Here is a 14178-nt window from a genome sequence, read left to right as displayed (position 1 = left end):
GGATTACAATCCCTGGGCGTTGACGTTTAGTGTGATGCGTTCTGAATCCTTCTAGCTAGTTTTGGTCTGTTCGGCCGCGTGATCATGAGGCTTGGAGGCCTCTTTTTTGGCTTCTTCATCGGCCTCGATAACCCCTGCTGGGCCAATCAGCTTTATGGGCAGGATCCCCGATTTTTCGGCAGCAGCCCACAGTGCCTTGGCGTCGAGTTGCTGGTTTTGCTGCGGGGTGACAATGGCGACGTCGATCTTAAGATCGGTGCGGACCTTGGTGACCCCTTTCACTGCGTATAGCTTGCGGGCAACCTTCTTCGCGCAGTTACCGCAGTGCATATCACCGACAAAGATGGCCGTCTCAGCGGGTGCCATCTTAAGGGCTTTTTTCACGGCAGGAATGTCCTTTGATTCCGAGAGAGGTGCCTCGTCGGCAGCTTGTACGGTTGCTGCACAGTTAATCAGAATGGCCAAGAACAAAATTGCAATACGGGAAACTGATTTCATCATCGAAATCCTTTCTGAGTGATTGAACTGACGGGAATTACTTGCGGACGAAAATGCCCGTGGCTTTTACGATCATCATGCCACCTTCAAGGACTTGGGCTTCGCCCTGGACGACTACCATATCTTTCACGTTAAGATTGAGCAACTCTCTGGCATCGAAGGGCAGTACCTGGCCTTTCTCGTCGACCAGTCGTACTACCGCTAGGAGTTCAGAGTTTTCTTCGGCGTGGGCCGCACAGAACGCACATTCCTCGCCAGGGGCGTGGGTGTGGCCCTCAGCCTCGTGTTCGGCGATTGCTTGAGGATCGGCTAGAAAGAAAACTGCCTGGCTCTTAGCAAACGGGAATTCAGGCTGGGTTTCTTCCCAAGGATTGGCTAAACCGCCTATCTGCCCAACCATGGCAATATTCTTCGGCTCAGTCGTCTGCACGACTTCCGTTACTTGGTGCTCATGTTCATGTTCTTCACTTGAATGCTCGGCTGCATCGCCATGTTCGTGCTCATCGTGCTCATCTTGGTCGGCATGCTCGTCATGATCGTGCCCGGTTTCCTCGCCGTGGTCGTGATCATGATCTTCATGGTCGGCGTCACTCACTCCCAGGAGAGTCTCGCGGACCTCGAAGACGGTCTGCACTTCGGCAGGTTCCGAGGTGAGGGTGAACTGCTCGCGATACTTGGCCAGGAGGGCCGGATCGGCAGTTGACTTCGAGCACCCCTGCAGCCCGCACAGGATTAGGGCTCCGAACAGCAAGTAAAATGCTGAGCATACGAATTTCTTGTAGAGAGAATATCGAGTCATAGGGCTTTACTCAGTGAATGGCGGGATGTGGAGGAAATAGGGCGGGAGGCTACGCATGTATTGTACGCAACTCCGCTAGAACCGCCAGAAGACTGGTTTTCGCCCCGCTCGTCAACAGCGGTCCGGCCCAGTGATAGTGGCACCGCAGAGGCTCAATTTTGCAGCATGAATAATTTTCTGGAATTATTCCAAGATCGCTAGCTGGGAGGCGAAATTCCTACTAGTGATCGATAGAGGGGCTTCCATTACCGGATTTTTGGCCTCGCGGAACCTTATTTGGAGGATATTAGAAATGATCAAGAAATTAGTGCTAAGTGTGTTAGTTGTGGGACTGCTGGGGGGCCTGCTGTTGGGCAGAGGGGCTATGAGCTACCTCACTACCTCCTACGAGCGAGCGAGTCAGACAGTCGAGGAGAGTGTACCCCTGGAATTCCAGATTGATCGCGCACGGAAGATGGTTCGCGATCTGGAGCCAGAGGTTCGTCGCTCCATGCATGTGATCGCCAAGGAAGAAGTCGAGGTCGAGTCGCTCGATAAGCGCATTGATTCGGCCGAGGCCAAAGCTGGCAAAGAGAAGTCGGAGATCATGCGATTGCAGTCTGATTTGAATACGGGAAAAAACGTTTTTCGGTATGCAGGAAACAGCTATTCCACTGAGGATGTGAAGCAGGACCTCTCGCGGAGGTTTATCCGCTACAAGACTTCAGATGCCACATTGGGAAGCCTCACCGACATGAGAAACGCCCGGCAACGGAATCTCGAAGCAGCCCGCGAGAAGTTGGCCGCTATGATGAGTTCTCAGCGTCAGCTTCAGGTGGAAGTAGAGAATCTCGAAGCGAAGCTTAAGCTTGTCGAAGTGGCTCAGGCATCCAGCGACATGAAGCTCGACGACAGCCAGTTGGCTCGTGCCAAGGAACTGATCGTCGATATTCGAACCCGGCTGGACGTGGCTGCGAAGCTCGCGAATGCGGATACAAATTTCGCAGATGAAATCCCGCTCGACGAGCCAGTCGCGGAAAATATCACCGATCAGGTTGCCGAGTATTTTCAACTCAACAAGGCAGCCGATTCGGACGTGGCCGTGGTAAACTTTGAGCAGAAGTAGAAGTCTCCCCTCCCTAGCCCCTCCCCGCCAACATAATTGCAAGTTGGCTGGGGAGGGGGATTCAATGGACCTTAAGAATGTTTCCAAGCTGGCGACTAAAAATGCGAGCGGCTCAAGTGGCCTTCGACGAAGGGCGGTGCGAAGAGGCATCGGCCCTGTTGAGTCGAGAAACCTTGCGCGGGTTTCTTCCCGCCAAGCGGCTCTCTCAAGAGGTGGCCACTCGGTTGGTGGACCGTGCTTCGGAGAAGATTGCCACTGGCGACAGCGTCGCTGGTTGGCATGATATCCGACAGGTCGAACGGCTCGGAGGATGTGAGCAATTAGTCGACGAATTCCGTCAGGAACAAGCTCGGCGAGGGATTGCCAATACGCGACGATTGCTGGAATGCGGAGAAACAGCCATGGCCGAAAGGCAAATCGTTAAACTACAGCAACATCGATTGGGTGGCGACGAGCGTCGGCTCTGGAAAACTATAGTGCGTCTAATAACCAAAGCCAAAGCCTTGGCTTACTCAGGTGATTTCACTCAGGCGCGAGCAGAGTTAGACCGAGTTGAGCGACTGCTGCCCGCAGGCAACGTCCAACTCGCTGAACAAATCTCATCTCGTCAGGCAGAGTTAGCAGTTGACGCTGCGAAGTGTCCTCCCCTAATCAAAGCCTTGCATGATGCGATCCAGCGGCAGAATTGGACCGAAGTTCTCACCAAGGCGGAGGCCGTGTTAGAATTGGCACCAGAACACGCTCCTGCTCTGGCGGCCAGGCGGCGCGCCTGGGAGGCAGTCGGTTTGAAGGCCACCGCCAAGCATGTGCAACCTCATTTCCGCTTAGCCGGTGGGAAGGTTCGATCTCCACTCGCTAAGAGTACTCTCGCCTGGCGCAATTCCGCAACTTTAGATACCATGACCACCGACCACCAACCTGGAAAGCGGCTGATTGCCTGGATCGACGAGATCGGCGGTTACATGATTTGCCTTAATGACGAGGTGTTCATCGGCCAGCCGACACCTGAGGGTGGTGTCGATATTCCTGTGCGGGCTGATCTCTCTCGGCGCCATGCTTCGATCCGCCGTGAACGAGAGAACTACGTGCTCACTCCGATCCACACGACCAAGGTGGATGGCCAGACCATCACTGGTCCGATTGTCCTCCGCAACCAGGCACTCGTCGAGTTGGGAGATTCACTTCGGCTTCGCTTCACAAAGCCTCATACTCTCAGTGCAACCGCAGTCCTGCTCGTGGAATCAAAGCACAAGACCGAACCAGCGGTCGACGCCATCGTGCTGATGAGCGAAAGCTGCGTGCTGGGACCCGGGTCACATAGCCACATCCGGTGCCCCAATTGGAAAAGCGATATTGTGCTCTTCCGTCGGGGCGACGACATACAGTTTCGTGCCAAGGAATTAGTAGAATTCAACGACCATCCTGGCACGACCAGCGGCATAATTACCGCAGATTGCCGAATTAGCGGGGAAAACTTCGCCCTCAGCTTTGAGGAGATTTGAGTGTCCGACCCGAATCAAGTTAGAATTAAATAGAGAAAGAACAAGCAAGTGTCCGCACTAGCCACCAAACCAGCCATGACTGCACTTTATCCAGAACCTGAATCCGATGATCGGCCCAAGGCTGGTCCGCGCTTCACTTACCCGAGTGGTTCGCGGCCCTTGGATGGGTACACGATCAAGCGTGGAGTCGGCCGAGGTGGTTTTGGCGAAGTGTACTATGCTGTAAGCGATGCAGGCAAAGAAGTAGCCCTCAAGTTGATTCGTCGCAATCTCGACGTTGAACTTCGCGGCGTCACGCACTGCCTGAATCTTAAACACGCCAATCTGGTCGCCGTCTACGACATCCGCTCGGATGAGAATGACGATCGCTGGGTGGTCATGGAATATGTCTCTGGCGAGTCGCTCGAAAATGCTATCGACCGCCACCCGAATGGAATGCCAGCCGACCTGGCGATCGCGTGGTTCTCAGGGATCGCTGCCGGAGTGGCCTACCTGCACGACCATGGGATCGTCCACCGCGATTTGAAGCCGGCAAACATTTTTCTGGACGAAGATACCGTCAAGATCGGCGACTACGGCCTGTCAAAATTTATTTCCTGCAGCCGTCGTAGTGGCCAGACCGAGAGTGTCGGCACAGTCCATTACATGGCTCCCGAAATTGCCAACGGTCGCTACGGACGCGAGATCGATACCTACGCCCTGGGGATCATTCTCTACGAAATGCTCACGGGACATGTTCCGTTCGAAGGAGAGAGTGTCGGCGAGGTGCTGATGAAGCATCTCACAGCTGAGCCTGACCTGGGAGCCCTTGCCGAGCCGTATCGAAGCGTCGTCCAGGGAGCCATGAACAAGGATCCCGAATCACGGCTACGCAGTGTCGCCGAGATGTTGCATTCGATGCCCAACTCTAGCAGTAGTCTGGGTGGCACAAACGGCGAACCCTACATTGCCCCAACGGCGCAGGTTGGCCAGTCTGAACCAGACGCAAGTCCTCCTCATGAAGAGCCAGTCTTAGCAGCGATTACGAAAGAATGGCAGGAGGCTCGTGCGCGTTTTAATCGTAGTCCAATGCACCCCTTGTTTAAATCGGCCATACTGGTTGTGCTGGCAATTGGCTTGCTGGCCACCTCCACTGAATGGGTACCGATCGGGATTTTCTTGGGGATCACCTACTTTGTTTATCGAGTTATCAGGACGATCGTCGTCCAGCCTAACAAGGCTACAGCAGGGAGCCTACCTAATTCGTTAGCGCCGCAGCGGTCCCCCCGTTACAATTCGGAAGTTGCTACTCCTTCCAAGAAGGTTACACCACGGCAACGCCGCCAGAGTTGGCAACGTCAACTTCGAAAACATGCAGCCGCCAAGTCTCTTCACGATCGACTGGCAGAGTTGGTGGGAGGTATGTTTTTTGCCTCAATCGTTTCGGCTGTTGCCTCATTGGTCGTTTGTTTGATCATGGCCTCCCCCTTTAGTTTGGGCCTGTTCGCTTGGATGACAGCGGTCTCGTCGCTCGGCTGCTGGGCAATCATGGTTCCCACAAAAATCAGCGAGGGTAAGCTTGAAGACCAGGCTCCCCATCGATTTATCCAGTTGCTCGCGGGTGCCGCTGTCGGCGTCATGGCCTGGGCGATCGCCGATTGGCTGATGCTTTCCCAAGGAACATGGAACAGCATGGGGATCAACGCCGGGGATAGCCTGCTGAGTGGAACCTTGGGAATCAAAGACGGTGCAACTGGCCATTTGCCACTTCAAATCTACGCTGCCTATTTTGCCTTCTTGTTTGTGCTCGTGGCGTGGTGGGAGCAAGCAGAATCAACCCGCTCTGTCCGTGTAAGCGTGTGGTCGATTATCTGGTGCGGTTTCCTGGCATGGCTGCTGCACTTCGTTTGGTGGTTCCCGCAACCCTTGGGGATGCTGGTCGCGGCCATCACCTCGTTCACCTTGCAATTCGCCAGCCCCTGGCTCTCACCGAGCCGGCGCCGGGCGATTGCTGAGCAAGGAGCGTAACGATGGTGGCAATGGTTGGTATGAGTATTTCCATCTTGGGAATCATTGTCTTGGTAGGTCTGCCAATGCTAGTGTTATTGATGTTATTCAGACGAAAACAGCATGCCTTTGCTTTGATGTTTAGCCTTGTGGGCATTTTGTTGCTGCTGGGATTCCTATTCGTTGGATACACCAGGCAGGCTACACACGTGCCCCTAGAGATCATCGGGCAATACGAGACAGTAATGTCACGTGCCGATGGCGGCTCCCACGATCCCTCACTCGATGTGCTGTGGGATAAACTTACGAAATCGCAGATCAATCTTTCGGAAGACATTCCTGAGGGTGAGAACCGCAAGAAAGTGGAGAGCAGTTCCCTCCCGCAATGGGTGACCACTCCTCCGAAGGCGATCGGCAATGTATATCGGGTGAGCGTTGCCTCAGATCCGTTCTTCACCGAAGAAGAATGCCGCCGGCAGTTGGAAGCTGAGCAACTTCCTCACGCCGTCTGTCGCCGGATTGAACAACTTGTGGCCGGCGACGCTGGATATCCAGTTCAGGTGGCGAGTCCACTGCCACTGGGAATTGGCCCAGATTACATCTTGCGCGAAATATGCTCTGACGATTTCATGGAAACGGTCGATTCTTCCGTTGGAGAGATGGAACAAGTGCATGTTTTGTTGGAATTCAATAGCAGTATCGACAATCAACTTCGTCAGGCATGGCTCAATTACGAGCAGACACGCCGATTGGAGAGTTTTGGCAAATATGCTGGCTTTGCCTTTATTGGACTGGCGGCTGCTTATGGCCTGTTGCGAATCGACACCTGGACGCGAGGATATTACAGTCAGCAGTTGCTTTGGGGGAGTGCAGTTGCGATAATCGCGGTAGTGTTTTTGCTCGTCAGATAATTCCGTGCGTTGCGTTGCAACGCGGATGATTTTCTTGCCTATGACTGATTCTTCTCAGCCAAACGTGTTGCTTGTCGAGGAGATTCGCCGGGGGAAACCTGACGCGTGGGACCAGTTGATTGCTCAGTATGAAGGGCGGCTGCTTGCGTTTGTTGACAGTCGCTTGCGCCGTCGAGCTGCGAGTGAAGATGTCGTACAGGAAACTTTTATTGGGTTTCTGACGAGTCTGCCGAATTACGACCCCCAGCGATCGCTGGAAAGTTGGCTCTTTTCGATTGCGGCTCACAAGCTCACCGACTACCTCCGGCGCGAAGGTCGCCGACCTGCGATACCCCTTTCAACAGGCGAGAACTCCTCTGGCAACTGGGAGTTGGCCGGCGATGCCCGCCAAGCAAGCAGTATCGTCCGCAGTGGCGAACGCCACGGTATAGAAGACGGTGCTATAGCCTCAGGCATTGCTGAGCAGGTTGAGCGCTGGCAGACCGCAGGCGATTGGCAGAAGATTCAATGTATGGAGCTACTATTCGTGCTGGGGTGGGCGAATAAGCAAGTTGCCGAAGAACTGAATCTAAGTGAGCAGCAGGTAGCGAATTTCAAATACGACTTTCTCGAACGCTTGCGTAAGATCGTTCGTTCCCAGCGATTGAACGAAGACGTGTTTCCTGAACTCTATGCGTGAGAACCCGATGGCCGAAACATATACCGACGCAGAACTATCGGCTTTTCTAGACGAGGATCTGCCTCAGGATCGGATGGCTGGGATCGAGCAGGCTTTACGAAATGACTCTGCGCTGGGCGAAAGATTGACTGCTATTGTTGGCCAGCGAGACGCCGGGCTGCATGCGCTGGGTGCAATCTGGCGACGGGAACGGCTCAGCTGCCCTTCGCGGGAGCAGTTAGGGAGCTTTCTCTTGGAAGTTCTCGAAGATTCGCACGCCGACTACATTCGGTTTCATCTGAACACGATCGGATGCCGGGTTTGTAATGCGAGCCTAGATGACTTGCGAAACCAACATGCCACCGAAGAAGATGCAGCAGCTACTCAGTCGCGGCGGAGGAAGTATTTTCAGTCGAGTGCGGGGTATTTGAGTAGCGATGGGTGACGATTAGTTCTGGCGCGAATTACGCGCTCCGCTCTGGCGAGCTCCACTCGCCTGGCGCGTCGCGGCTAACGAATCGGTGCGAATCGGCTAAACTTAGGGTTCGACTCTTGTCATGAGGAAGTCGACTATCTTTGAGAGCTCCTGCGAGTTAACGCTTCCGGCGAATGAGGGCATGTTGTAGCCACCGTTGTTTATGCGGATGATGAGGTCTTCACGCGTGAGTTGCTTGCCGATGTTCGAAAGATCAGGCCCACGATGTCCTCCGTAGCCGTTGATAGTATGGCAATAGAGACAACCCTTGGTATGAACGAGTTTCCCTCCCTCAAATACTGGGCCTTCTTTTGCGCCGATTACACTTTGTGGCAATTCCGGGACGCCGAAATCCGGTGACCAGGGTTCTCGGTATCCATAGATGGTCAAAACTATAAAACTGGCAAAGGATGCAATCACGATCCCTACTGCCCAAGGTCGCTTGCTCGGAGCGCGGTGGCCCTTGTTGGAAAGAAGCGGCAAACAAAAGAGCACCAAGAAGCCAAGGATCGGTACGCCTAGAATGAACCAGAGCTCATATGAGGGAGGCAATAAAGACAAGACGGCGAAGTACCACCAAAAGTACCAGTCGGGCATCGGGTTGGCATGGATATTGGCCGGATCGGGTGACGCGTCCAATGCGGGAGGACCAAAGATGGCGGCACAAGCGACAATCACTCCTACCACGAGCGTCGAGAAAACCACGTCGCGCCACATCGCGTTGGGCCAGAAGGGAACCCCCGTTTTCTTGAGTCGCTCTTCGTACTCTTGCTTGTAAGTGGCCGGATCGACGGGCTGGTCGACGTTAGGCATTTCGGACACACCATGCCGAAACAGCAAAAATAGGTGCAATCCAACCCCCGCGAAGATCATCCCCGGTAGGATGAACACATGGTAGGCGAAGAATCGAGTGAGCGTAGATCCCCCCACAGTTTCTCCCCCCAGCAAGAAGTGGGAGATCACAGGTCCAATGTAAGGCGTGCGGGCTGCCATTTCTGTGGCAACGAAGACCGACCACACCCCATTGGCATCCCACCGGAGTAGTTGGCCCGTAAATGCCATGCCCAATACGACAAAGAACAGCACCACGCCGGTCATCCAATTTAGCTCGCGAGGGTATTTGTAGGTCGCATGGAGATAGACTTGTACGAGATGAATTACCACGAGCGTGACCATAGCCGAGGCCCCGTAGGCATGCATGCCACGGAGTAACGAGCCAAATTGAGCCTCGTCCGTAATGTATTTGAGGCTTTCGTAAGCCTCGTCTCCTCCCGGGACATACGCCATTGCCAGGCAAATGCCGGTGCAGACCTGCACGATGAAGGCGGTTAGCGTAGCGCTCCCAAGGACATACCACCACCTGGCATTGCGGGGGACCGTGTGCGCAATGAGCGGCATCACGCTATCGGAAAAACCGATGCGATCGTCGACCCAATTCCAGGCGGTTCGCAGTCTTTGGTTCATTAGTTTTTTCGATCAGGACTCGTCAAAAGTCAGAGTGGTTGTCAGCGGCACCGCAGCCGTATGGATTTCCACGGCGCCATCGCGGACTCGGACTTGATAGCGGTCGAGTGGTTCAGGAGGAGGCCCTCCTGCGACGGTACCATCCTTGTAGTACACGCCGCCGTGGCAGGGGCACATGAACAATTCTGGCCCTTCGACCCAACGGACAGGGCAACCCAAGTGGCGGCAATTGATCGAGAATGCAATGAACTCGGATTCATCGACCCGCCTCAGCCAGGCAGCCGTTTTCGCCGTGACGCCGGCCCACACTTCGGACGAAGGGTCCTCGAAATTGACAAGAACCGTCGCCCCTTCTTTGAAGTCATCTACCTTTCCCAACATGCGCCACTTTTGATTCGTTTTTTTGAAAATCGGTGCGAGCACGAAACCTACCCCTGGCAGGACGATCAACGCGCCGATAATTGCCGACAGGATCATCGAAAGCCGGGCATGGAAAGAGCGGCGGTCGGACACATCTTGGCAACAAGGCTGGTTGGTTACGTTTTTTTTCATCGGTCTATTTCCCATTGTCGTACTATTTCGCCAATCCAACTCCTAATCGCCCATGTCGAGAGCCCCACACCGGCAATCGACATGAACCACATCGCATTGATGTTGAGGCTCAAAGCCATGAGTCCCCAGGTAGACATGGCAATTCCCATTGCCAAGGCAATAGGTGCGTAAGTAGGTCGTGGGACCTGGTCAGATAATTCATTTTCTTTCATAGCGACACTCCACTGGATTTGGCGGAGCCTGGGACAAATTCGGTGGTCGAGTCAGTGATTGAATACCAACGGCAAAGCAAGCTAATAATTGCGCCGACATAGAGAATACACGGAGGCACCCACATCATTAGCCCGCCCAAGTGTTGATCGATCCCTGGCGTGAGCCCGGCATCGTAAAGCGAATTCAAAATGCCAATGCGATCGACGGGACTGGCGAACACAGGGCAAACAGAGAGAGGGGCAAACGTGATATAGATGCCTAGAAGCGTGCAACCCAGGCAGGCCGAGAATAGATAGGCGATTCCTCTGAGCGGATCAAGCCGGTACCGCTCACAGGGGGCATAGATCGGCCACCAGAACGCGAAACCAGCGAGGACGAGCGAGAGGTCGCGCACCGCTCCAAGTGATGGTCGTTGGGCAGCCGCGCTGCAAAACAGGGGTACGTGCCAAAACCACATCGCCCCCACCCCCGCAATCCAGCCAATCGAGGCCATTGCCAGCAGGCGGCCCACTCGGTCCCTTCTTGGCGACTGGAACCACTTTGTGGCCTTCACCCGGGGTAGGCTCAACAAGATGCAGAGCGGCACAACCTGGAGCAACACAAGGTGCTGTACCATGTGCGCACTGAAAAGATACCCGTCGGCCAACACACCTACGGGAGAGACAAATGACAACACCAGTACACACAGTCCGAGGAGATAAATCGCCAATTGGTTTTGCGTCCGTCCTCGCCCCACGATCAGGTAGCCGATCAAGAGCACACCTACCACAAGCCACACCGGCGAAGTCCAGTTCCATAGCTTTTCGCTGATCATAATTTGAATGCTCCTAGATAGATGATTGAGAAAACTAGGATCCATACGACATCTACAAAATGCCAGTACACGCCGATCGCTTCAAATGGCTTCGAGTGCACTTTTGTCAAATGATTTTTGCGGCCCAATGTGAACATGATCGCCAGGGCGATCAGTCCTGCAGTGACGTGAAGCCCGTGGAACCCTGTGACCGTAAAGAAGGTCGAGGCGAACAGATTTCGGTCAATTGTCACGTCGTTGGAGATAAGTCCTGCGTATTCCCAACCTTGGCCACACAGAAAAACAATGCCTAGCAGAATTGTCGTCCCCAGCCAAAATAGAAATGTCTTGCGGCGACCTGCCCGCAGACTCCGCTCAGAGAACCAAAAGGTCAGGCTGCTGGCGAGCAAGAAACCGCTGAATATGGCGGTACGAGGTACGTCAAGGACGGTTTCCGCCGAAGGGCCGTCGTCGCTGGCTTGTGAGTTGAACACGACATAAGTCACCAACAAGAGCACGAAAAAGACGGCTTCAGAAATCACGAAAGCCCAAGCACACACTTTGGCTCGATCGGGCCGGCGACCACTATCTTCAGGAGTTTTCGCGAACTTCCAGTCGGCATACTCAGGGTGTTGTTGATCCCAGACAGGCCGACGGCTCTTGATTTCTGGCAATGAGTCAAAATTGGTTTCCGGCGGCGGAGATGTTGTTGCCCATTCCAGCGTGAAGGCATCCCAGGGATTGTTGCCGGCTACTTCTCCATGGAGCAGGCTTTTGACGATATTCCAAATCAACACGATAGTACCGACCACCATCAAGATAACCGAGGCGGAAGAAATGCCATTGAGCAGTGCCCAGCCGGGATTATCTGCATAGGTGTAGACGCGCCGAGGCATACCCATCGCACCGAGGAAATGTTGAACCATGAATGTGCCGTTGAACCCAAACAACCAGAGCCAGAACTGCCATTTGCCGAGTCGTTCGTCTAGCATGCGCCCGGTCATTTTTGGGAACCAGTAGTAGGTAGCGGCGAAAATGGCAAATACCACGCCGCCGATCAGCACATAATGAAAATGGGCAACGACAAAATAGGTGTCTGTCATCTGCCAATCGATTGGCACGGCGGCGAACATGATCCCTGTCAGGCCGCCGATCACAAACTGAATCAAGAATGCGATGGCAAACAGCATTGACGTGGAGAAGCGAATCGACCCGCCCCACATTGTCGCAGTCCAGTTGAAGATTTTCACTCCTGTAGGCAAAGCGATTAGCATTGTCATTATGGAGAAGAAAATATTGGCGCTGGTCCCGAGCCCCACGGCAAACATGTGGTGGGCCCACACTCCGTAGCTCAACAAGAGAATGACGGTCGAAGAACCGGCCACGAACGCGTAACCGTAGATAGGCTTGCGGGAAAACACCGGGATGACTTCCGAGACCATGGCAAATGCTGGCAAGGCGAAGACGTAGACTTCCGGATGGCCAAAGATCCAGAAGAAATGTTGCCACAACAGGGCCGACCCTCCACGGACCGGTTCAAAAAACGCCGCCTCCAGCCAGCGATCAACACAAAGCAGTGCCAAGGCAGAATTTAAAGGCGGGATGGTGATCACGATCAGCATCGCCTGCATCAGCATGATCCACACGAAGAGGGGCACGCGCTGCAAACTCATCCCAGGGGCTCGCATACACAGCACAGTCGCCACGATGTTGATGGCCCCGGCGATCGAGCCAACCCCCATCACGATAAGCCCCACGAGCCAATAGTCGATTCCTGGACCGAGGCTGTAGGGCTTTGTGGAGAGGGGAGCATAGGAAAACCAGCCTGCGTTCGGTGCTGCGCCGGTAAGGAAGCTGAAGTACAGCAGGAATGCGCCAAACGGCAACATCCAAAAGCTCATCGCGTTCAGTCGGGGGAAGGCCACATCCTTCGCACCGATCATCAGGGGAACCAGGTAGTTGGAAAAACCGGTGAAGAACGGCATGCCCACTAGGAATACCATCGTCGTGCCGTGCATCGTGAATAGCTGGTTGAACACCTCCGGCGAGAGGAAGGTGTTACCTGGAACGGCCAACTGCATGCGAATCAATACAGCCTCGATACCGCCGATTAGCAAGAAGAAAACGGCCAGAAGAATGTAAAGAATCCCAACTCGCTTATGATCTACCGTCGAGACCCAGGAGAGTAATCCCGTCGTGGAGTCCACTTCAATGAGTTCGTATTGTGTGGCAACTTCGGTGCTCAATTTAGGGACTCCAAATAAGCAGCGACTTGCCGTGCCTCGTCATCACTAAATTTGAAATTCGGCATTTTGCATCCCGGTTTGATCGCCTGTGGATTCTTCAGCCAGCGAACGAGGTTTTCGGTTGAGTTCTCGATCGCCCCCCCGGCGAGTTGTTTGCGAGATGCGACCCGAGTCAGGTCGGGACCAATGGTCGCCTGGGCGACAGTGCCCGCGACTGTGTGACAATTTGAGCAGGTATGTGCAAAGAAGAGTTTTTCACCAGCGACCGCAGCAGGTTCGGCTGGCGTGCCAGGGGCAACCTTTTCGCCGGATTCCCACTTTGCGAATTCGTCGGTGGTCAAAGCATAGACCTTGAAATTCATCCAGGCGTGTTGGTTTCCACAGTATTCGGCACATCGACCCTGGTAGACGCCCGGTTTCCCGGCTTCGAGCCAGATGTAGTTCTCGCGACCAGGGATGACATCCATTTTCCTGGCAAGCTGAGGTACCCAGAAGCAATGAATCACGTCAGCTGACTGGAGTTTGACTCGCAGCTTCTTACCCGTGGGAATGTAAATCTCGTTGGCCTCGACGATACCAGATTCGTGATGCTCGATCTCCCACCACCATTGGTGACCGGTGACGGTCAGGTCTGCCTCGGCCATTTCGTCGCCTGGTGGTTGTATTTTTGGAAACGCATTCACTGTGAGAATCAGCTTGGCACTGATCGCTGTGATCCAAATGACAATGAGAATAGGCCCCACCATCCAATAGATTTCTCTTTTCTCGCTCCCAAAATCTTGCTTCGGTAAGATTGCTCGGGAACGACCCCGCCATAATGCAACAGCAATCAAGCCTGCCACAATGATAAAGATGGCGGCGCTGATCATTAGCACCAGTATGAAGAGGTCGTAGATCGCCTGAGCTTCTGGAGATTCCGGCTGAAATACAGGAAACATGACGTCCGTCTTTCAGTGCTAAGCTTGTCTGATGACCC

General features: G+C 54.2%; 14 protein-coding genes. 6 read left to right on the top strand and 8 right to left on the bottom strand.

What is annotated here, in order from left to right:
- Positions 1–51: 51 nt before the first annotated feature.
- Positions 52–501 carry a heavy-metal-associated domain-containing protein gene (locus Pla144_RS06475; protein WP_146449185.1) on the bottom strand — a complete coding sequence of 150 codons (450 nt, stop codon included), beginning with the start codon at positions 499–501 and terminating at the stop codon, positions 52–54.
- A 34-nt stretch (positions 502–535) separates the two neighbouring features.
- Positions 536–1297: a hypothetical protein gene (locus Pla144_RS06470; RefSeq protein ID WP_146449183.1), complete on the bottom strand. Its 762-nt coding sequence runs from the start codon at positions 1295–1297 to the stop codon at positions 536–538.
- A 292-nt stretch (positions 1298–1589) separates the two neighbouring features.
- Here Pla144_RS06470 and Pla144_RS06465 point away from each other — a divergent pair, with 292 nt between their 5' ends.
- From Pla144_RS06465 to Pla144_RS06440, 6 genes are all read left to right on the top strand, one after another.
- Positions 1590–2402, top strand: coding sequence for a hypothetical protein (locus tag Pla144_RS06465; RefSeq protein WP_146449181.1), 813 nt, complete (start codon positions 1590–1592; stop codon positions 2400–2402).
- 101 nt (positions 2403–2503) lie between these two features.
- A complete protein-coding gene (locus Pla144_RS06460) occupies positions 2504–3904 on the top strand; it encodes an FHA domain-containing protein (RefSeq protein ID WP_146449179.1) in 1401 nt (466 codons plus the stop codon).
- A gap of 48 nt (positions 3905–3952) precedes the next feature.
- Positions 3953–5911: a serine/threonine-protein kinase gene (locus Pla144_RS06455; RefSeq protein WP_146449177.1), complete on the top strand. Its 1959-nt coding sequence runs from the start codon at positions 3953–3955 to the stop codon at positions 5909–5911.
- A 20-nt stretch (positions 5912–5931) separates the two neighbouring features.
- Positions 5932–6801, top strand: coding sequence for a hypothetical protein (locus tag Pla144_RS06450; protein WP_197530434.1), 870 nt, complete (start codon positions 5932–5934; stop codon positions 6799–6801).
- Between the two features lie 40 nt (positions 6802–6841).
- The gene (locus tag Pla144_RS06445) at positions 6842–7480 is read left to right on the top strand and encodes an RNA polymerase sigma factor (protein WP_146449173.1); all 639 of its coding nucleotides are present in this window, start codon (positions 6842–6844) and stop codon (positions 7478–7480) included.
- A 7-nt stretch (positions 7481–7487) separates the two neighbouring features.
- A complete protein-coding gene (locus tag Pla144_RS06440; protein ID WP_146449169.1) occupies positions 7488–7904 on the top strand; it encodes a hypothetical protein in 417 nt (138 codons plus the stop codon).
- 93 nt (positions 7905–7997) lie between these two features.
- Here Pla144_RS06440 and Pla144_RS06435 read toward each other — a convergent pair whose 3' ends face one another.
- Genes Pla144_RS06435 through coxB form a run of 6 tightly spaced genes read right to left on the bottom strand, consistent with a single transcriptional unit; the run spans position 7998 to position 14140 of the window.
- Positions 7998–9398: a cytochrome b N-terminal domain-containing protein gene (locus Pla144_RS06435; RefSeq protein ID WP_146449167.1), complete on the bottom strand. Its 1401-nt coding sequence runs from the start codon at positions 9396–9398 to the stop codon at positions 7998–8000.
- Positions 9399–9410: 12 nt separating this feature from the next.
- A complete protein-coding gene (locus Pla144_RS06430) occupies positions 9411–9950 on the bottom strand; it encodes a QcrA and Rieske domain-containing protein (RefSeq protein ID WP_146449165.1) in 540 nt (179 codons plus the stop codon).
- On the bottom strand, positions 9947–10162 hold the full coding sequence (locus tag Pla144_RS06425; RefSeq protein ID WP_146449163.1) for a hypothetical protein: 216 nt from the start codon (positions 10160–10162) through the stop codon (positions 9947–9949). Before Pla144_RS06425 ends, Pla144_RS06430 begins: the two co-directional genes overlap by 4 nt.
- Positions 10159–10977 carry a cytochrome c oxidase assembly protein gene (locus Pla144_RS06420; protein WP_197530433.1) on the bottom strand — a complete coding sequence of 273 codons (819 nt, stop codon included), beginning with the start codon at positions 10975–10977 and terminating at the stop codon, positions 10159–10161. Before Pla144_RS06420 ends, Pla144_RS06425 begins: the two co-directional genes overlap by 4 nt.
- Positions 10974–13202, bottom strand: coding sequence for a cytochrome c oxidase subunit I (ctaD, locus tag Pla144_RS06415; RefSeq protein WP_146449159.1), 2229 nt, complete (start codon positions 13200–13202; stop codon positions 10974–10976). Before ctaD ends, Pla144_RS06420 begins: the two co-directional genes overlap by 4 nt.
- Complete coding sequence (gene coxB / locus Pla144_RS06410; RefSeq protein ID WP_146449156.1) at positions 13199–14140, bottom strand: cytochrome c oxidase subunit II; 942 nt, start codon at positions 14138–14140, stop codon at positions 13199–13201. The genes ctaD and coxB overlap by 4 nt, the downstream gene beginning before the upstream one ends.
- Between the last annotated feature and the right edge of the window lie 38 nt (positions 14141–14178).

It is taken from the genome of Bythopirellula polymerisocia, from assembly GCF_007860015.1.
Taxonomy (GTDB): Bacteria; Planctomycetota; Planctomycetia; order Pirellulales; family Lacipirellulaceae; genus Bythopirellula; species Bythopirellula polymerisocia.
This window is presented reverse-complemented; position numbering and strand designations above follow the sequence as displayed.

Bases quoted from the DNA above. Each gene is read 5' to 3' on its own strand.
- Pla144_RS06475 (WP_146449185.1), bottom strand. From the start codon at position 501: ATGATGAAATCAGTTTCCCGTATTGCAATTTTGTTCTTGGCCATTCTG.
- Pla144_RS06470 (WP_146449183.1), bottom strand. From the start codon at position 1,297: ATGACTCGATATTCTCTCTACAAGAAATTCGTATGCTCAGCATTTTAC.
- Pla144_RS06465 (WP_146449181.1), top strand. From the start codon at position 1,590: ATGATCAAGAAATTAGTGCTAAGTGTGTTAGTTGTGGGACTGCTGGGG.
- Pla144_RS06460 (WP_146449179.1), top strand. From the start codon at position 2,504: ATGCGAGCGGCTCAAGTGGCCTTCGACGAAGGGCGGTGCGAAGAGGCA.
- Pla144_RS06450 (WP_197530434.1), top strand. From the start codon at position 5,932: ATGAGTATTTCCATCTTGGGAATCATTGTCTTGGTAGGTCTGCCAATG.
- Pla144_RS06445 (WP_146449173.1), top strand. From the start codon at position 6,842: ATGACTGATTCTTCTCAGCCAAACGTGTTGCTTGTCGAGGAGATTCGC.
- Pla144_RS06440 (WP_146449169.1), top strand. From the start codon at position 7,488: ATGGCCGAAACATATACCGACGCAGAACTATCGGCTTTTCTAGACGAG.
- Pla144_RS06435 (WP_146449167.1), bottom strand. From the start codon at position 9,398: ATGAACCAAAGACTGCGAACCGCCTGGAATTGGGTCGACGATCGCATC.
- Pla144_RS06430 (WP_146449165.1), bottom strand. From the start codon at position 9,950: ATGAAAAAAAACGTAACCAACCAGCCTTGTTGCCAAGATGTGTCCGAC.
- Pla144_RS06425 (WP_146449163.1), bottom strand. From the start codon at position 10,162: ATGAAAGAAAATGAATTATCTGACCAGGTCCCACGACCTACTTACGCA.
- Pla144_RS06420 (WP_197530433.1), bottom strand. From the start codon at position 10,977: ATGATCAGCGAAAAGCTATGGAACTGGACTTCGCCGGTGTGGCTTGTG.
- coxB (WP_146449156.1), bottom strand. From the start codon at position 14,140: ATGTTTCCTGTATTTCAGCCGGAATCTCCAGAAGCTCAGGCGATCTAC.